This is a genomic window from Providencia sp. wls1916, from assembly GCF_009706585.1.
GTDB classification, from domain to species: domain Bacteria; phylum Pseudomonadota; class Gammaproteobacteria; order Enterobacterales; family Enterobacteriaceae; genus Providencia; species Providencia lanzhouensis.
On sequence record NZ_WLUL01000014.1, the window covers coordinates 60597 to 79879 of the forward strand.

At 41.5% G+C, this 19283-nt stretch carries 16 protein-coding genes; 8 read left to right on the top strand and 8 right to left on the bottom strand.

Going from position 1 to position 19283, the window contains the following annotated elements; translation table 11 throughout:
* The first annotated feature begins 3 nt into the window (after nucleotides 1-3).
* Nucleotides 4-954 (top strand): electron transfer flavoprotein subunit alpha/FixB family protein, encoded by a 951-nt coding sequence (locus GKR61_RS09595; protein ID WP_036956036.1) that lies wholly within the window; start codon nucleotides 4-6, stop codon nucleotides 952-954.
* Nucleotides 955-965: 11 nt separating this feature from the next.
* A complete protein-coding gene (locus tag GKR61_RS09600) occupies nucleotides 966-2648 on the top strand; it encodes an electron transfer flavoprotein-ubiquinone oxidoreductase (RefSeq protein WP_036956038.1) in 1683 nt (560 codons plus the stop codon).
* 168 nt (nucleotides 2649-2816) lie between these two features.
* On the opposite strand, the gene GKR61_RS09605 is transcribed toward GKR61_RS09600, so the two are convergent.
* On the bottom strand, nucleotides 2817-3530 hold the full coding sequence (locus tag GKR61_RS09605; RefSeq protein ID WP_036956041.1) for a UTRA domain-containing protein: 714 nt from the start codon (nucleotides 3528-3530) through the stop codon (nucleotides 2817-2819).
* A 431-nt stretch (nucleotides 3531-3961) separates the two neighbouring features.
* On the opposite strand from GKR61_RS09605, the gene GKR61_RS09610 reads away from it, so the two are divergent.
* Nucleotides 3962-5065, top strand: coding sequence for a hypothetical protein (locus tag GKR61_RS09610; protein ID WP_230083150.1), 1104 nt, complete (start codon nucleotides 3962-3964; stop codon nucleotides 5063-5065).
* Nucleotides 5065-6195 (top strand): hypothetical protein, encoded by a 1131-nt coding sequence (locus tag GKR61_RS09615; RefSeq protein WP_036956046.1) that lies wholly within the window; start codon nucleotides 5065-5067, stop codon nucleotides 6193-6195. Before GKR61_RS09610 ends, GKR61_RS09615 begins: the two co-directional genes overlap by 1 nt.
* Before the next feature lie 66 nt (nucleotides 6196-6261).
* Here GKR61_RS09615 and GKR61_RS09620 read toward each other — a convergent pair whose 3' ends face one another.
* The gene (locus GKR61_RS09620; protein WP_036956049.1) at nucleotides 6262-7554 is read right to left on the bottom strand and encodes an MFS transporter; all 1293 of its coding nucleotides are present in this window, start codon (nucleotides 7552-7554) and stop codon (nucleotides 6262-6264) included.
* A 257-nt stretch (nucleotides 7555-7811) separates the two neighbouring features.
* Here GKR61_RS09620 and GKR61_RS09625 point away from each other — a divergent pair, with 257 nt between their 5' ends.
* From GKR61_RS09625 to GKR61_RS09635, 3 genes are all read left to right on the top strand, one after another.
* Nucleotides 7812-8171: a YcgJ family protein gene (locus GKR61_RS09625; RefSeq protein ID WP_036956051.1), complete on the top strand. Its 360-nt coding sequence runs from the start codon at nucleotides 7812-7814 to the stop codon at nucleotides 8169-8171.
* A 534-nt stretch (nucleotides 8172-8705) separates the two neighbouring features.
* On the top strand, nucleotides 8706-10109 hold the full coding sequence (locus GKR61_RS09630) for a tryptophanase (RefSeq protein WP_036956054.1): 1404 nt from the start codon (nucleotides 8706-8708) through the stop codon (nucleotides 10107-10109).
* Nucleotides 10110-10188: 79 nt separating this feature from the next.
* Entirely contained in the window at nucleotides 10189-11436 is a 1248-nt protein-coding gene (locus GKR61_RS09635) for an aromatic amino acid transporter (RefSeq protein ID WP_036956056.1), read from the top strand.
* A gap of 72 nt (nucleotides 11437-11508) precedes the next feature.
* Here GKR61_RS09635 and GKR61_RS09640 read toward each other — a convergent pair whose 3' ends face one another.
* The gene (locus GKR61_RS09640; RefSeq protein WP_154639749.1) at nucleotides 11509-11946 is read right to left on the bottom strand and encodes a DUF411 domain-containing protein; all 438 of its coding nucleotides are present in this window, start codon (nucleotides 11944-11946) and stop codon (nucleotides 11509-11511) included.
* A gap of 447 nt (nucleotides 11947-12393) precedes the next feature.
* Between GKR61_RS09640 and GKR61_RS09645 the strand changes: the two genes are divergently transcribed.
* Entirely contained in the window at nucleotides 12394-13974 is a 1581-nt protein-coding gene (locus tag GKR61_RS09645; RefSeq protein ID WP_036956060.1) for a methyl-accepting chemotaxis protein, read from the top strand.
* Nucleotides 13975-14043: 69 nt separating this feature from the next.
* Here the strand turns inward: GKR61_RS09645 and GKR61_RS09650 are convergent, their stop codons facing one another.
* The 5 genes from GKR61_RS09650 to dusB form a co-directional block, all read right to left on the bottom strand.
* A complete protein-coding gene (locus tag GKR61_RS09650; protein WP_154599766.1) occupies nucleotides 14044-15252 on the bottom strand; it encodes an ATP-grasp domain-containing protein in 1209 nt (402 codons plus the stop codon).
* Complete coding sequence (locus tag GKR61_RS09655) at nucleotides 15224-16390, bottom strand: MFS transporter (RefSeq protein WP_230083151.1); 1167 nt, start codon at nucleotides 16388-16390, stop codon at nucleotides 15224-15226. Before GKR61_RS09655 ends, GKR61_RS09650 begins: the two co-directional genes overlap by 29 nt.
* Nucleotides 16380-17414 (bottom strand): threonine aldolase family protein, encoded by a 1035-nt coding sequence (locus GKR61_RS09660; protein ID WP_036956065.1) that lies wholly within the window; start codon nucleotides 17412-17414, stop codon nucleotides 16380-16382. Before GKR61_RS09660 ends, GKR61_RS09655 begins: the two co-directional genes overlap by 11 nt.
* Nucleotides 17415-17703: 289 nt before the next feature.
* Nucleotides 17704-18000, bottom strand: a complete 297-nt coding sequence (gene fis, locus GKR61_RS09665; RefSeq protein WP_004258438.1) for a DNA-binding transcriptional regulator Fis — start codon at nucleotides 17998-18000, stop codon at nucleotides 17704-17706.
* Nucleotides 18001-18014: 14 nt separating this feature from the next.
* Nucleotides 18015-18992, bottom strand: coding sequence for a tRNA dihydrouridine synthase DusB (dusB, locus tag GKR61_RS09670; protein ID WP_036956067.1), 978 nt, complete (start codon nucleotides 18990-18992; stop codon nucleotides 18015-18017).
* Nucleotides 18993-19283 lie beyond the last annotated feature (291 nt).

Genomic DNA, 19283 nt, shown 5'->3' on the forward strand with positions numbered 1-19283 from the left:
AACATGAGCCAATTATCCGTTTTAGTCGTTGTTGAGCACGATAACCAAACCATTAAATCTTCAACCTATAACAGCATAACGGCGGCACGCGAAATCATTGCACAGGGCGGAAGCCTGCATGTGCTGGTGGCGGGAAGCCAAGTGGCTGCGGTAGCACAATCCGCGGCATCCATTCTCGGCGTCGAAAAGGTCATAACCATCGATGCAGAACCGCTCAAAAATGCGCTGGCAGAATCAATGACAAGCGCGGTGGTTGCCGTGGCGCAGGGCTATAGCCACATTATCTTCCCAGCGACCACATTTGGTAAAAATATTGCCCCTCGCGTCGCTGCCACGCTGGGTGTTTCTCAGATATCGGATATTATCCAAGTGGTAGATGCACAAACATTTGTTCGCCCAATTTATGCTGGAAATGCATTGGCAACGGTGCAAAACAATGGCAATCAAGTGGTGATCACCGTACGTAGCTCGGCATTTTCAGGGACGACTGCGACCCAATCACCGGTGGTGATAGAACCCGTTTCTGTTACGCAGTTAACTCAACTTTCGGAGCTGACTAGCCAGTCATTAACCCAGATGAGCCGTGCGGAATTAAGCTCTGCCAAAGTGGTGATTTCGGGGGGACGCGGTTTAAGTTCCGGTGAGAATTTTGCTTTATTGGAAACCATTGCCGACAAATTAGGGGCTGCGGTGGGAGCTTCCCGTGCGGCAGTGGATGCGGGGTATGTGCCAAATGATTACCAAGTAGGACAAACGGGCAAGATCGTCGCGCCAGATCTGTATATTGCGGTTGGGATCTCCGGTGCCATTCAACATATTGCGGGCATGAAAGAGAGCAAAGTGATCGTCGCGATTAATAGCGATCCTGAAGCACCTATTTTCCAAGTGGCTGACTACGGCATTGTGGGGGATCTGTTTGAGATCTTACCTGAATTCGATAAAGCGCTGGCGTAGGAGAGAGCAAAATGACTATCGACAATAGTGCGAATGTTTCGACGTCTTGTGCGCGAGAATCCATGGAGTTTGATGTCCTGATTGTCGGTGGTGGGCCCGCAGGATTATCGGCGGCAATTCGCATTAAACAACTCTCGTTACAAACAGACCGGGAGCTCAGCGTTTGCTTAATTGATAAAGGCGCCGAAGTCGGGGCGCATATTTTATCGGGGGCGGTGATCGACCCCCGAGGACTGAATGAGTTATTACCCGACTGGCAGCAAACCGTTTCTGCTTCGCTCACCTCCGTCAGTGAAGATCGTTTTTTATGGCTCAAAGAAAATAAAACCAGCAAGTTGCCATTATCTTTGTTACCTACTTGCCTGAAAAACCAAGGTAATGTGATTGGTAGCCTTGGGCAAGTCAGCGCAGCACTTGCAGCGGAAGCGGAGCAACTCGGTGTCGATATTTTCCCAGGGTTTGCGGCTACCGAAATCCTTTTTGATGATGCAGGACAGGTTATTGGCGTCACCACTGGCGACATGGGGCTAGACAAACAGGGCAACCCAACGGCTTTGTATCAAGCAGGTATGAATCTGTTAGCCAAAATGACTTTCTTTGCGGAAGGATGCCGAGGGCAACTGGGTAAACAGTTAATTGCCCGCTTCGATTTAGCGGCAAACCGCGGTAAACAGACTTATGGACTGGGTCTCAAAGAAATTTGGCAAATTCCCAAAGAGCAACATCAAGCGGGGCTAGTGGTACATTCAATCGGTTGGCCGCTGGATAACCAAACCTATGGGGGCGGATTTGCTTACCACTATGGAGAAAACTTGGTCGCGGTGGGGCTGGTGGTAGGGCTAAATTATGAGAATCCTTATTTATCCCCATTCGATGAATTCCAGCGCTTGAAAACCCATCCTGCCTTCAGTGCTTTTTTGCAAGGGGGGGAGCGTGTGAGTTATGGGGCGCGTACCATGGTGGCGGGGGGCTTACCCGCATTACCAGAGTTAAGCTTCCCTGGCGGTGCATTAATTGGGGATGATGCGGGCTTTTTGAATGCAGCACGTATTAAAGGCAGCCACTGTGCGGTGAAAAGCGGCATGTTAGCGGCAGAGGCTTTATTTGAATCGTTCGCCGAAGATGTCGTCGATTATGTGGAATTTACCCGTCAATTTCAGCAAAAATTCGAACAAAGCTGGTTGTATGACGAGCTTTATCAGACCCGTAATTTCAAGCCGTATATGAAAAAAGGATTAGTTATGGGGTCGTTGATGTTCGGAGCAGAGCAATGGTTATTAAAGGGGCGTAGCCCTTGGACACTGAAGCTCAAACTGGATGACCACCAAGGGCTTAAACCTGCCAGTGAATTTCAGCCGATCCACTACCCAAAACCGGATGGCAAGTTGTCATTTGATAAACCTTCATCGGTGTTTTTATCCAATACAAACCATGCGGAAGAGCAGCCTTGTCACTTACGTTTAAAAGATAATGAAATTCCTATTCGCGTGAATTTATCCACTTATGCTTCACCGGAAACGCGATATTGCCCTGCGGGGGTGTACGAAATAGTGAGTGAGCAGATGCAGGAGAAACTGCAAATAAATGCACAGAACTGCCTGCATTGCAAAGCGTGTGATATTAAAGATCCTCTGCAAAATATTACGTGGACAGCACCTCAAGGGGGAGAAGGACCTATTTATCAAGGTATGTAGTTTATTGTGACGATATCGTTTGTTGTGATGTTGATGTGTTGATACCTGACGTAATGTCTGTGATGTGGAGATTATCGAACGGTATTTTAGTTGTTTATCAGTCGTTTTGGGGCCAGAGTGCCCCATTTTTTATGCTTGTTATATTTTATGACGGCTTAGCGCTGAAGATTAATTCTCAATGCGGGAATGTAATTTCAATTTATAGCGTGAGCCTGCGCTGATCATATTGACGTAGCTGATCAACGTGTTACCCGTCCATGTGCGGCGACTTAGCTGCAAACAAGGAGCATGTTCTTTGATGGATAAAGCCTGAGCGATAGGCTTATTGGCTAAAATTGCTTCAATGGTGTGCTCCATTTCACTAACAGGGAAATGGCGCTGTAAATAGCCGCTTGGGGTTTCACTATTGCCAAAATGCTGCTGAACAAATTCAGGGGCAATCCCATGATTTACATAGCGTTCTTCTAGCATCAGCGGAATGTCATTTTCAAAATGTAGCATTTTGCAGTAGCCAATATCGCTGCCTTCTGTGACACCAAGTTGTAGGGCAATTTCTGCGGTGGCAGGGATGATTTTTAGCTGTAACTGGTGACCAGCATATTTATTCCCACTAACTGAAATTTCATCAAAAATATCAAAGGCTTTAGTGACGGGAAGCTCATGCTTTTGAGTGGCGACAAAAGTCCCTTTTCCTGCAATCCGATTTAAGATGCCTTTTTGACTGAGTTCAGAAATCGCTTTATTTACCGTCATACGGCTAACATTAAACTGGGCACATAACTCAAGTTCAGTGGGGATCTGAGTTTCAGGTTTGAAAATCCCTAAATCAATACTCCGCAGAATGTAAGATTGAATTTGCTTGTAGGCCGGTTTTGATGTCATCGCGTTTATTCAAATTTGTGGTTAACGGTAGGGATAAAATAACGGTTTCTTGGGATGTAATGTATTCAAAATAACTCATCTGCGCCAGTCTAGCAGTAATTATTTCCTTTACTAGAGCCTGGTTGCATTTTAAGAGTAAAACAGGCATTTATCAGCTTTTAACTGATATAGCTTTGAATCTGTAATTATCTGAATTGTTCTATTATAGGGTAAGTTTAACTAGGGCAATATACCTTTATTTATTATCATAATGTTAAATTAACTATAACAAATAGGCATCATTGATGGGTGTTCAATATTTTCACGTTAAGCTAATTCAGTGCGATTATAAACAGGTTTCACCTGAGGGCATGGTGAGGCTAATAACTTCGGATAAGGTGTTTTTTTTCAATGCTGAAGATTTTGAAAACAGCCAAATATTTTTGGAACGATTGAATAAAGACGATACGTTGATTATTTCTGCTGAACAACTGAATGATGGGAGCTATTGGCTTAATTGGGTGTATCACCCAGAACATGGACGTTTGGAACCCGATAGAAACCTTAAATTCGACAAAGGGTTAGTAAAACAGTACCTGCTATCTTTTGGGCTTGCTGCACTTTTTATTCCCGCGTTTTTTTGCGTGTTTAATGATGAAGAGAGTACATGGTTAATTGTTTTAGGGTCATTATTAGGCATGGCGGCTTTTGTGGGTGCCGTTCTGTTGTCGATGTGTATTTCACAAACCTTCACTATTTTTAGCCGAAAACGAAAAACCATCTTACGCGCATTAGATTTAGTCATAGTGGGCAAGTTTCAGGTAATTTCTGGCGAAAATCTGATTCAGATTGAGGGAATTAAAAACCCGAAACCCAAACCGCTCAAAATAGATTCTCGAAAGCAAAAGCCTATCCCTGAAACCTCATTACAGGTGACAAAAGGCAAAGTAAATATTAAGAGTATCAAGACGATTGAATATTATTATCGCGGGGGAACATACACCCGCAATGAAATAGAGCTTCAAGTGAATAAAAGCCATTTGAACCTCAAGTTAGATGGCTCAAAACCTTTCTTTAATAACCACAGCTTTTTTCTCGCTCAAGGGGATGAGGTAGAAGTCTATCACTCCAAAGTTGAAGATGGTTTTCCCGAGAGCGTCGTATTTGGCCTATATAACCACCAAGATAATTTAGCTTATACGCTGTCTGCTCGAGGTATGGCGCAAGAACGTGGTCTGTATCTGGCGTTGTGGGGGATCACGGGCATTATCTTGGCGCTATTCTTGGCGATTTTTGGCGCGACAGCAATTAGCGATGTTGTCGACAGGGGAAATCACTGGGATTATTGGGATTGGCTGTATTTACTCGATAATGACCTGATATTCATTGGTTTTGCCAGCTCGATAACCCTGGGTATATGTTTCTTAATTGCCCTTGGTATGGCGGCGTATTATCGGTTTTCGAAACGGGGTAATGGCTATTACCAAACCCAAGCTGTCCTGAGCGCATTACGACGCCAACAAGGTAAAGATACTTATGTCATGGAGGTTCGTTAATGAATCCATTTCTAAGTTGGCGTTTTCTGGTGACGGGTGCCGTTTTCTTGGTGTGTTTAGGATCAACACTGATACTGGTATTTGGTGGAAATGATACGTCATGGCAGTGGAAAGAGAACAGCCAAGAGAGCAATGCTTATATTGCGGATTATGATTACGCCAAAACGTATCCTGCGAAAGACGGCACACTGATTATTGCGCAGAAAAATGGTCGTTCATCCTACTATTACAACCGGTCAGATTTGTTCTCGCCTGAACAGGAAGATAGTTATCAGGTGTTATTTGCCAATAAAGATGGCGTGCGTTTTATCACGCAATTTAGCGACAGTTTTTATAACGCGGTGTGTGAAGAGTCTCAGTGCCTTTTAATGGTGCGCGATGGGTATCGAATTGTGAACTTAGCGGGTAATTCGATTACGCCTCTAACGCCTTGGAAAGATGGGTATGGTGAATACATTTATGCGGCAATTACCGGGAAAATGTACCAAAGTGGTCAGGGGGAACCTTATGTCCTGATCGACAACCAAAAGATCTTCACCAGCGCGGATAAAGGGCTTACGTGGCAATATTTAATGGATCCTCGCGAGCTTGTGAAGCGTTTTTATCCTGAAGAAATTGCGGATAATTCGACATTTTCTTATGCGGTTCATGATGGCAATGTGATTGTGTGGTACAGCTACGGTAACGAAATGGGGTCTCTTGAAGTGGTGGTGAACATCGTACAGAAAAACGTGGTGAGCCATCGATGGTTGCCTATACGTATTAATGAGGCGGTTCAGAATCAGAATGGGGATATTTATTTGGCGGCTCAGGAGCCTTCCCGCCGATTGTTTTCCCTTTATCAGTATCAAGGTGGCAATTTTAAGCTGATCAAAGAAGCGGGTTATAACCATCTGCAAGATATGGTTATCTGGGGTGATGGCTTGCTGGTGATGGAATCAGCGAGAAGCGGACAGAAATGTTTGATCCTTGATTTTGCCAGCAATCAATTGCACCGCCGTTCAGAGTTAGAGTGGTATCAAAAATTATATATTCCTGAATTACGTGGATTCATCGAATTATCAAGTAATTACACTGACTCACCAGAGTTAACCGCGGGCGAGAAGGTGCATTATCGTCTCGCGTATTAATTTCAAAGTATTAGTTTCAAAATAGAATAGGGGCGATATGCCCCTATTTGCTAACTACTCGGTTATCTATGGGCGTTTTCGTGGTAGTAAAATCACGGCTGTTGCTGCTATCACTGCCACTACCGAAAAGGCGATAAAGTTCCAGCTGGTCGCTATCCCTAAACTGGCGATATACGCGCCAAACATAGGCCCTGTCATCGCACCAATTCGAGAGAAACTTAATGCCCAGCCGGTCGCTGAAGCGCGGGCTTTTGATGGGTAATAATTGGCGATGTAGCCTGTTAAAATCAGCGCTGCGGAAATACTGCCGACCCCAGCAAATGCTACAAGTAAATAGTTAATATAGATATTTTGTTTGAAAACCATGCAGCCAATGCCTATTGCGCCGAGCAAGAAGAAAAAGGCAACCGAACCGCGAACGCCGCGTTTATCTGCAATTTTTCCTAAAAATAAGCCCCCCAATGCGGATGCTAAGCTAAATACCACAAGGAAAGTTAGGCTGGAACCTAAGTTATAGCCTTCTTTGCGCATAATCGACGGTAGCCACGTATTTAAGCCATACACCAGCAACATGCCGCAAAATAGCGCTATCCAGAAACATGCGGTTGCGCGCAAATGTGTCCACGCAAAAACTACGGAGACTATCTCTTTTAAACGTTGAGGTTGCTGTTTTTGCTGTGCGGGTGGAGCTTGATATTCAACCTCTAATTTCTGCGCCAGAGATTGTGCTTCGGTGTGGCGCCCTTTGTGGGTCAGAAATTCAAGGGATTCAGGCAAGATGCGTGCCATTGGCCAAATTAACAAAAGCGGTAATGCGCCAAAGCCAATCACACTGCGCCATCCAAATTGTTCTAGCAACCACATGGCGACCAGTGCTGCGCTGAGGATCCCCAATGAGTAACCGGAATACATAATGCCATAGTTAAAAGAACGTTTTTCAGCAGGAGAATATTCGATGGTTAACGCAGCTGCGACGGGAATAACACCCCCGAGTCCAATGCCACCAATAAAACGCATTAGCCCAAACATCCAAGGTGTTGGGGCAAGGGCAGCGGCAAGCATCGTCAATGAAAAGAGTGTGACGCAGGCTAAAAGCATACGGCGGCGTCCGTAAAGTTCACTCAGCGTACCGATAATAAATGCCCCAAAAAACATTCCGACTAAAGCGTAGCTACTGAGAGCGCCAAGTTCTAAAGGGGTGAGGTTCCACTGTTTATATTCTGCGAGAGTGGGAAGAACAGCGCCCATCACGCCAACATCATAGCCTTCAAATAGAATGCTCATCCAGCAGATAAATAACACTTTCGAGGTGGTTTTTGTGGTGCCAAAAGATTTAATCGCGACTGTCTCTGTTGTCATACATCACTCTCTTATGGGGTGCTTTGTTGGGTTGAATGCAGAGTTGCAGGTATTTTTATTATTTAAATTGCCGCTTATACACTCATCTTTTCTGCAATAAATAACAATTGAAAGTGTTAATGAAAAGTTAAAATTATGCACTAAGTGGATAGAGTTAGCAGTAAATATGAAATAGTGATGACGCCTGGGAATTTATCCACAAAATAAAACTCTAATGTGGTATTGCAGTTGTGTTATTACTCAAAAAAAGGCGTTATATGAACTTAAAAGCAGTGTGTCTCGTAGGGTTTGCGATCGCAGCATTGCCAATGTTGGCGTCAGCAGAATCAACTTCAGCATTAAAATCCCCAGAAAAGAATGTGTTATGCGATAAATATGTGTGCGTTAGCGCCAAAGAGGGCGTTTCTGTTGCGCTAACGAAAAAATACCTAGGTGATAAACGAGCGAAAGCGATTGAGCAAGGTGGCGATTTTGATAAAACAGCCGTGACGTTTGCCAATGGAATTTTCTGCGATATTAACGAGCAAAAATGCTATGTGGACCGTTACTTTGAAGCGGATGGTAAGCGAAGCGCAGAGTCCAAAGAATACACTCAAAAACTGTTTGGAAAACAATAGTTATATTTAGATTGTTAAAATCCTTACTAAAAGTAAAGCCTTTGTATAAGGCTTTACTTAATTAAAATAAATTCAACTTTAAATGACTTTTTAACGTTAAAAAATTAAGTTTAAGATTACTATCTATTATTTAATTATAAAATAACCTCAATTTATTAACGTTTATTTAATAGTGATTAAAATAAATAATATTGTGACCATAGTCATAGTGCGGAGTAGGATTTAAAGCTTTTTGTGATGCGGATACAAATAATAGACAATTGCTATTGTATTTATCTAAGAATTGTTATATACCATACTCAAGGTTGTACTAATTCCTTGCTAATGGGAGCCATAGTATGTTTCTTCTAAGTGAGTTGTTAATGTCGAGGCGCTTCTTCTATTTGAAGAAATGGTTCAATATTGATATTTCTTTAGCCTTTTTCTTTCCGCACAAATAACCTTTCTTTTTTCTCTCTCTTAAGATCTATTCGCTTATTTTTATAAGTTCGAATTTCTGTTTTTATTATTTAATGAAAAATTAAAGGTATTATCATGGCTAAAAGAATCGTAGAACCGTTCCGTATTAAAATGGTAGAAAATATCCGTATTCCATCAAGAGAAGAACGCGAAGCGGCATTAAAAGAGGCGGGTTATAACCCATTCTTGTTACCGAGTAGTGCTGTATATATTGACCTGTTAACGGACTCTGGTACTAACGCAATGAGCGACCACCAATGGGCAGCGATGATCACAGGTGATGAAGCGTATGCGGGTTCTCGTAACTATTATGATTTAAAAGATAAAGTTAAAGAGATGTTTGACTACGACTATGTTATTCCTGCTCACCAAGGTCGTGGTGCTGAGAACATGTTATTCCCTGTTTTACTGAAAGTGAAACAAGAACAAGGCGGCGCGAAAAAGCCGGTATTTATTTCTAACTTCCACTTTGATACTACTGCTGCTCACGTTGAATTAAATGGCTGTAAAGCGATTAACATTGTTACCGAAAAAGCCTATGACTCAGAAACTTATGATGATTGGAAAGGTAATTTCGATATTCAAAAATTAAAAGATAATATTGCAAAACATGGTGCTGAAAACGTGGTAGCAATTGTTTCTACCATTACCTGTAACAGTGCGGGTGGTCAGCCAGTTGCGATGGATAACTTGAAAGAAGTTTATGAAATCGCAAAACAGCATAATATCTTTGTGGTAATGGACTCTGCACGTTTCTGTGAAAACGCATATTTCATCAAAGAGCGTGATCCAAAATATAAAAATTCCACAATTAAAGAAATCATTCTGGATATGTATAAATATGCTGATGCGCTCACTATGTCAGCGAAAAAAGACCCACTGTTAAACATTGGTGGTCTGGTCTGTATTAAGAATGACGAGAAAATCTTTACGTTGGCAAGACAGCGCTGCGTACCAATGGAAGGCTTCGTGACCTACGGTGGTTTAGCGGGTCGTGATATGGCGGCAATGGTACAAGGCTTAGAAGAAGGGGCTGGGGAAGATTACCTGCATTATCGTATCGGTCAAGTGAAATATCTGGGTGACCGTTTACGTGAAGGCGGTATTCCAATTCAGTATCCTACTGGTGGACACGCTGTATTCGTGGACTGTAAAAAACTGGTTCCACAGATCCCAGGTGACCAATTCCCTGCGCAAGCTGTGATTAACGCGCTGTATTTAGAGTCAGGTGTTCGTGCTGTTGAAATTGGTTCATTCCTATTAGGTCGTGATCCTGAAACGGGCAAACAAAAACATGCTGATATGGAATTCATGCGTTTAACTATCGCACGACGTGTTTATACCAACGACCATATGGATTACATTGCAGATGCTCTGATTGGCTTGAAAGATAAATTCGCAACGCTGAAAGGTTTAGATTTCGAATATGAGCCACCAGTATTAAGACACTTCACTGCAAGATTAAAACCTATCAAATAATAGGTAGTTCTGTAATAGGCAGCTCTGCGGGTTCCCGTGCAATGCGGGAACCTTATCCCTTATTTTTAAGGTGACCAACATGAACAATTCGGCAGCCAAGAAAGAACCCTCCATAATGGTAGGGGGTTTTGTGCTAGGCGGAGCCATGATCGGGGCAGGTATGTTTAGCTTGCCAACAATTATGGCTGGGGCTTGGTTTATTAACTCGATTGTAATATTACTGATTGTTTGTTTCTTTATGTTTCACTCAGGGATCTATATTTTAGAATGTATATCCAAATATGGAGCCGGCACTAACTATTTTTATATCTCTAAAGAATTATTACCTAAATGGGCCTGCTATATTGCCAATGCAGCATTAATATTTGTTTTATATATATTGATATATGCTTATATTTCTGCAGCCGGATCCGTTATCAAAGAAGCGTCGGCAATATATGGATTTGATGTTAACTTAAGAGTGATATTTGTTGTCTTCACTTTACTGTTGGGCGCAAGTATTTGGTGGAGTGGTATTGCTGCAAGTCGATTAACATCATTATTTTTATTTATTAAAATTGTTTTATTTATTCTCGCTTTTTCAGGGTTATTCTTAATTGTAAAAACTGATTTATTATTAACATCTCCAGTGGGAGATAGTCAGTTATCTTTACTACCATTTGTCTTTATTATTATTCCTTATGCCATTACTTCGTTTGGTTATCACGGTAACGTCTGTAGTTTGTATAAGCTGTATCATGAAAATGAACGTAAAGTGGTTAAAAGTTGTGTGATTGGTTGTGTACTGGCTTTAATACTCTATTTCCTTTGGATATTAGGCACCATGGGAAATTTACCTCGAACAGAATTCCTCACCATAATTAATAAAGGCGGAAACCTCGATGCGTTTATTGAGTCACTGTATGCAGTATTAAGTAGCCCACATATTGCGACGTTCTTATTATGGTTCTCGATTAGTGCTGTATTTTGTTCATTCTTAGGGGTTGCGATTGGTTTATTCGACTACATTCTGGCGTCACTAAACTTTAATGATAACTCTTCAGGCAGAATGAAAGCAGCACTGTTATGTTTTATACCTCCTCTAGTTTTATGCATGTTATTCCCAAATGGCTTCTTAATTGCGATTGCTTATGCGGGGATGGCGGCGTGTATCTGGGCAATTATTTGCCCGGCAGTCATGGCATTAAAAGTGAGAGAGCGTTTCCCTAACTCGACCTTTAAAGTGTGGGGAGGCAAAGGGCTAATCTATGCAGTTATAGCCTTTGGTGTTGTTGGTATTATTTGTCAGTTGTTAGCGCAGTTTAATGTATTACCGATATACCGTTAATTTTTCAAATTAAGATGCAGTAATCACTGCCAAAGGTACAGCGAGGGTTTGCTGTACCTTTTTTATGGAAAACTAATAACGAGCAAATACGGATTGGCTACCATCCTTTTTAAAACTCATCACTGAATAGGCTTGTTTAAATCCGCTTGGTTGCTCCATTCCTAAACTGCCTGCAGGCATGCCTCCGACAGCAATACCCGCAACGTCATCGGGTAGTGTATTGATTTTCGCTAAGCTATCGAGAGGAACGTGACCAACAACCAGCTTGCCATTAATTTTGGCGGTATGGCAGCTGCGTAATGAGTTAGGTAAATTGGCTTCTTGATTCATTTTATCGATCTCTTGATAGGTGACATCGTGAATTTTTACGTCATAACCTGCGGCTTTTACTGCTTCACCCCAAAGATGGCAGCAACCGCAACTTTCTTCTTTGTACAGGTCAACAACTTGGCTTGCTGCAACAGAGGAAAATGACGCCGCAAATAGTGCAGTGAATAACAATTTTTTCATATCAGTATTACTCCAAAAATAAGACATTGTTATTTAAATAAAAAATAAGGGTGCGAAATTTAAGCAGGTTTGTATTTCTCTTATTTGAATTCTTATGGAACCCCTGAACCATAAAGCTTCCCGTAGGGGGAAGCTCAAGAGCTAAAACAGATTTTTGCTTATATTTACAGAACCTGATGATGGCGTTTTCTTACAGAAACAGAGCAATACTTTGGGAGGTCAATCACAAACTGGAAGATAGGGTAATTGTATGAAAATAGAACTTACATGGATAAAAAACAGGCATTATGTCTCTAAAATCAATCATTAAGCCAATTTTTAATCGGATTATTTTGAGCTTTTTTTGATGTCTAAAAGTTAGAAAGCAATTGAAAATAATTAAATTTTTCTCTTTTACCGCCGATAAATTAAACAAAGATCATTTTATTTTATCAAAAGAGAAATTCCATGCAGAAACTTCGAAATTATTCAATACGTGCTGTGATGCTCGTACTACTTGGCATTTTATGCCTAAACCTTGGGGGCATAAGCCTGTATAGCGGTTGGTCCTTATCGCGCATTTCTGATGGTATCCATGTTGACCGACAACTGGTGAAACAGATGACGGTACTCAGTCAGGGCAATGACCAATATTTTCGTTTTGTCACTCGCTTAACCCGTGTGATGGAAACCAAAAATGAGGGCAAAGAAGGGGATTACGCCTTAGTCAAAGACGCGCTTGTGAACATGGAGCGTTATCTTGAGGAGATGAAGTCAATTTCCCCAGGCCCGATGGATAAAGCCATTTCCGATCAAGTGATTAATAGCTGGCAAGCGCTGCTAGATGAAGGTGTGAAACCACAATTAGCCATTTCCATGGGGGATGATAAGGCGGCTTATTTGGCACATGCCCATAATGTCACGCCAGCATTGAGCCGCACATTCGGCGCGGCTATCACCCAGTTTAACCAAACTGCGGATGTGATGATTGAGCACACGCGAGAAGCAGTTGATGAACATATGAATATGACGCGGATAGTGATTATTATTGCGACCATTTTTGGTTTGCTGATTTTGATCTTCACTGACCGCTATCTCGCTAAGATGATGCAACGACCGCTGGAGCTGATACGTCAATACTTCGATAAGATTGCGAAAGGGGATTTAAGCCAGCCAATCGAGCCATTTGGTCGTAACTGTGTGGGTAAACTTTTTCCTCTGTTAGAAGAGATGCAGAACAGTTTACGTGATGCGGTGTTGACGATCCGCAATGGTAGCGAAAGTATTTATCGTGGTGCGACAGAAATATCTAACGGCAATAGTGACCTTTCCTCACGAACGGAAGAGCAAGCCGCAGCGTTGGAAGAAACCGCAGCGAGTATGGAGCAAATTACAGCTGCAGTACAACTGAATGTGGAAAATACCCATCAAGCTAACCAATTAGCCGCTGAGGCCTTTGTAGTGGCTAATCAAGGGGATGCGATTGTTGATTCCGTGGTGAGCACGATGGATGAGATCTCCCAGAGCGCCAAAAAAATCTCTGACATCATCAGCATGATGAATGACATCAGCTTCCAGACCAATATTTTGGCACTGAATGCCTCCATTGAAGCGGCGCGAGCAGGGGTTCATGGTCGTGGATTTATGGTGGTTGCTGCCGAAGTTCGTAAGCTTGCTAGCCACAGTGCCGATGCGGCAATGGAAATTGAAAAGCTGATTGCGGAATCAAGTTCGTGTGTGGAAAAAGGCACGCATTTAGTTCATGAAATGGGCTCGACAATGAGCAATATTCTGCAAGGGATCAACGAGGTGACGGCGATTATGAAACAAATCACGACAGCTTCGGAGGAGCAGAGTAAAGGTATCGCACAGGTGGGGGTTGCCATCACTCAAATGGACAGTGTGACACAGCAAAATGCGTCTTTAGTTGAGCAAGTGGCAACAGCAGCAAGTTCATTAGAACATCAAACTGAAGAGCTGCAGGAATCAGTCAGTAAATTTCAGTTAACAAATAATGAGCGTAATTTTACCGAAGTGACGGTTGCCTAATATTGGCAACCATTGCATCGGTTTGAGAAGCCAAAACTCAGTATGAATTTGCGTTTGTACTGGGTTTTTTTATTTATAGAGGAGTTTTACATGATTAAGCCAACTCTCCGCTTTCTTCCCTGCTAAATACCGCTCAGAGGCGGTTGTTATTACGTAACCCAGTCGACTGTAGCTGTCTTTCAAGGTTGTTACATGTATTGGCGTGGGAACAAAATTAAACAGTAGAGGGGCACTTAATTGAGGATTGGCATGAAACCCGATAATTGTTCCTGGTTTCTCTGAGGTTAGAAAACGAATCGACGTATACTGTTTATTGGCGCAGAGTTTCGGGGTGTACACCATGTCTTTGACGTGCAAAGAAAGGTAGCACTCAACTAAATCAAACCCTGTTGATTGATAGCAAAGGGTATCAATCATCCCCCCGGCAACGCGGGGGTTAATTTCAATGAGTTTTATTTCACTGTGACTAAGCTTGAATTCAACGTGAGCAACGGTGTGGGATAAGCCGATTTGAGTGAGCCACGCTATGATCGTTTTCGTGATGTTTTCGATATCAAGAGTGTCATCGGGAAAGTCATGACCAATTTCGACAGCATATTGCCCTGATGTGGTGTATTTTTTGGTGACACCGAGTATTGTCCACTCGTTATCTTTAGAGTCCCAGTAAGCTTCTGCACTGTATTCATCCCCTTCAATGAACTCTTCAACAAGATAATGAGGGGAGAGCTGATATCCTCGACGGTTAACCCGAAATTCAGATAACGCCTGCACAGCAGTGAGTGCATCTTCCTCTGAATAACATATTGTTACTTGGTTGCTACCACTGTCATCGCAGGGTTTTATCACTACAGGGAACTGCATATTGTTCAGGTCAAACTTGTCATGGATATTGCCAACTTTGTAGCGACAATTGGCATTATGTTGGTGTAAATACTGCCGAGTCAGATGCTTGTAACGACAGGCTGTTAGGGCAATTAAACTTGGCGAAGGTAAATTGAAGGCGTGGGATGCTGCGGCAGCATTGATTAATCGATAGTCATCGAAAGCGACGATACCGTACAGGTTATAGTCCAGGGCATGGCTTAAAATCGCTGCCATGGAGTCTGTATTTAGTTCCACAACTTCATCAATATAGAGCATTGGGTTATCAGCCAGTTGAGCATAATAATGACGTTCTTTGGTGAATAAAACCGTGTGATAACCTCTCTCTTTTGCCAATTTGATGGCGCTGACGCCAGTACCGGAGATATTACATTCGAGAAATAGGATGGTTTTCATCAGTGCTCCTTAAATGGATAAAATATTCAGCGGTGAATAGAACAATGAGGATTAAAAGTAGGCTAGTAGGGATATAGGTGTGCATTTGAGTGTGATTAGCAATAATACCAATATAAGCACCAAGGGACTCAGCTAATCCCCAACAGAATATACAAATAGATAACGAGAGTTTTTTACGGGTGAACGGGCATTTTTCAATCGCTAAACTGTTGTTATAGGGACTCCAAATTAATTCGCTAAAGGTAAATAGGATTATCAGCAAATAAAGTGTGATTAATGCGCTGAAGTTTAAAAATAAAAGCAGGCTCGCAATCAGAAGAAGGCTGAATTTGTAGATAATAGATTGATAGGATTTTTTCTGTTTATCAATATATTGGGTCACTTTGATTTGCAAAAAAATGATCATAGAGGCATTCAAAGCGAATAGATAAGAAACCGTAATATAGTCTCTAGCATTTTGATAATTTAGCTCAAATAAGTAAGCCAAATTGCGGAATACAAGCCCCAGCATAAAGAAAGGAATGGCGCTATAACAGAGAAAAATCCCCCATTCTAAAAAGCTGGCAGAGGCTTTCGTTTGTTGGCTTTGTGTTGGTTGAGTATGTTTTGTATTCGTTAAGGTTAATGAGTACAGGGCAGCAATGAACATAATGGCGGCAGGAAGAAAGATCACTCCGGAATAAAAACTATGATAAAACCATTCGCCCACAGCACCACCGACTGCCGACGAAATATTCACAATGACATTTAAGATTGAAAAACTTTTCACTCTTTCTGAGTGATTATTATTTTCAGCAATAAATAAACTGGTACTGACATTCGCAATAGAAAACCCCGCACCAATCAATGCGGCAGATAACAGAATTGGGTAAAAATTTGAAATGAAATAGAGTGAAATAATAGATATTGAGGAAATTAGATAGCTTAAAAATAGCGTTTTTTTATAATTAAGAAAATCAATAATAAAGTGGGTGAAGAGAGAAAAGGCACGGCTAATGAAAAGGAAGACAAAAATAATAATTGCGGTTTCACTCTCACTGATATTTTTATAGTGAATAAGATAGAGGGAGAAAAAAGGTAGAAAACTGTAAAAAGAGGTACCCGATAAAAATCGAGTGGTCATAATTTTATTTATCATATTGTATGCTTTCTATTTTTTTTAATAATAGCTCAAGTTGGTAGAGCATTGTCTCTGAAATATTGCTGCTAGTGACAAAACGCACAATATCAGCTGTCCAAGCGGTGGCTAACACCCCATGGCTTTTTAACTTTTGAACAACGTGCTCAGCATCTGGCACTTTTATCATAACGATATTAGTTTCGACTGGATAAGCGAGTTGAAAATAACGTGAAAGAATAGACGCGAGATGAACTGCATTTTGGTGATCGGTGTGTAACCGAGAGTCATAATGTTCCAGCTTATTTAAGGCAATAGCTGCCAGTAATCCTGATTGATGTAGCGCTCCACCATACCATTTTCGGTATCGTTTAGCGTTTTCTATATGATGCTGACTTCCTACTAACACTGAACCAAATGGCGCTCCAATGCCTTTTGATAGGCAGATATTGAGAAGATCGATATCTTTGGTATATTCTTGCGGAGGAATATTAAGGGAGATGCAGCTATTTAATACTCGGGCACCATCTAAAAACAGAGACATGTTTTTTTCAATACATAGCTGCTTGAGTTTCTTGATTTCTGCTAATGGGAATACGATTCCACCGTAGGTACTGATGCTACTTTCTATCGCAATGATTTTGGGAGTAGAGTATAAATTTGACCAACGAGCTTTATGATTAATTGCTTGAATAACATCTTGTTCAGTTAAAATACCACTTTGTGTTTTAACATTATTAATAATTAAGCCGTTTAATGCTGAGGTTTGGGATGATTCAAAAAAACAAATGTGGTAGCCGACTTCAGTAATGACTTCATCACCTATAGTGGATAAAACTTTTAAACCAATCTGATTGCTCATTGTGCCTGATGGCATAAATAGCGCATTTTCTTTATTAAATAATTCTGAGATATAGGATTCTAGTTTTTTGACATAAATATCTTCATTATAACAATCATCGCTAATATAATTAAAATTGATATTATTTAGGTCCTCTTTATTTATCCTTGTTAGCGTATCACTTCTTAAATCGATAGTTACCATTTAAGTCCTTTTAGTTTTCATTGATGAGAACAAGAAGATTTTTGAATTTATAAACCTAGATAGAAAATGGCAAGATATAAAAATGAGGATTTTATTAATTGTGATAATGCTCATGAATAAAGGCTAGGATTAAAACAAGATGAATTTATTTATAAAATATATGATTTGCGAATTAGAAAGAAGGGTGATTATTAAAAATAGGGGGATCGTGTTCAGATCGACAGGGACAAAAAAAGCCCTTTCTAAAATCAGAAAGGGCTTCTAAAAACACTGCATTAACCGACTAGGATTAGTTCATGCCGTATTTTTTCAGTTTCTTACGCAGAGTTCCGCGGTTGATACCCATCATCAGGGCTGCACGGGTCTGGTTTCCACGGGTATATTGCATAACCATGTCCAACAAAGGCTGTTCTACCTCAGCCAATACCAGCTCATATAAATCGTTAACATCTTGATTATTTAATTGAGCAAAATAGTTCTTCAGTGCTTGCTTAACTGAGTCACGTAACGGTTTTTGAGTTACTTGATCTTGTGAATTTACAGTAGCAACGGTTAGTACGTCAGAATTTACGCGTTGTTCGAACATAGTTCTGTCAGCTCTTATCTTTTATTTACGCAAAAATTTTCAAAAAATGCTTCCAACACCTCCAGCTGTTCGCTGGCATCCTCAATGGCGTTGAAGGAGCGCCGAAACTGGTCATCAGGTGCATGTTCTTGTAAGTACCAAGAAACATGTTTGCGCGCTATACGGGCTCCCTTGCCTTGACCATAAAAGTCGTGCAGTTCCCGTACATGCCCTAACATAATGCTTTTCACGTCAGCCATTGGCATCGGTGGCAATATTTCACCTGTGTCCAGATAATGTTGGATTTCCCGAAAGATCCAAGGTCTTCCCTGAGCTGCTCGTCCTACCATCAAGGCATCCGCCCCTGTGTAGTCTAAAACAGCCCTGGCTTTTAGCGGGTCAGTAATGTCGCCATTGGCAATAACCGGAATGGAAACAGTCTGCTTAACTGCCCGAATGTTGTCATATTCAGCTTCGCCGTTGAACAGACAGGCTCTGGTTCTGCCATGAATGGTCAGGGCTTGAATACCACAATCTTCGGCCAATTGGGCAATCTCTATGCAGTTACGCTCTTCAGGTGACCAGCCTGTGCGGATTTTCAGTGTGACTGGCACATCCACAGCGTTTACAACGGTCTCTAGGATTGATTTTACAATCTCCGGATAACGCAGTAAGGCTGAGCCTGCTAGCTTACGATTCACTTTCTTAGCTGGGCAGCCCATATTGATATCAATGATTTGAGCGCCGCTCTCAACGTTAATTTGAGCTGCAGCAGCCATTTCATCGGGATCATTGCCAGCTATTTGAACGGAACGTACCCCGAGTTCATCGCGGTGAACCATCCTGAGTCTCGATTTATCTGTCTTCCAAACTTGTGGGTTAGAAGAAAGCATCTCCGATACCGTCATTCCAGCACCCATCGCATAACACAGGGACCTAAACGGTTTATCTGTGATGCCTGCCATGGGGGCAGCAATAAGACAGTTTCTCAACTGATATTGTCCGATTCGCATAACTAAATGGGGGTCATACTGTGACTGCAAGGGCGCGTATATTACGCATTTTTTACGAGATATGAAAGGACAAACTTTGAGCAAACGGTTATTTATCACTAACTTTTTTATCTTGCTTTTTATAAAATAATAAAATTAGTGTTATTTAACAAGTTGTTAGGTGTTTTTTAACAACAGGCGCTAAAAATAACGATTACTTTGAATATCCAAGACTCACTTCTCGAGCAGAACAGATTATCATCAGCTATTGAGCAATATTTGAGCTGTAAGATAATCCATTCTGCAATTAAT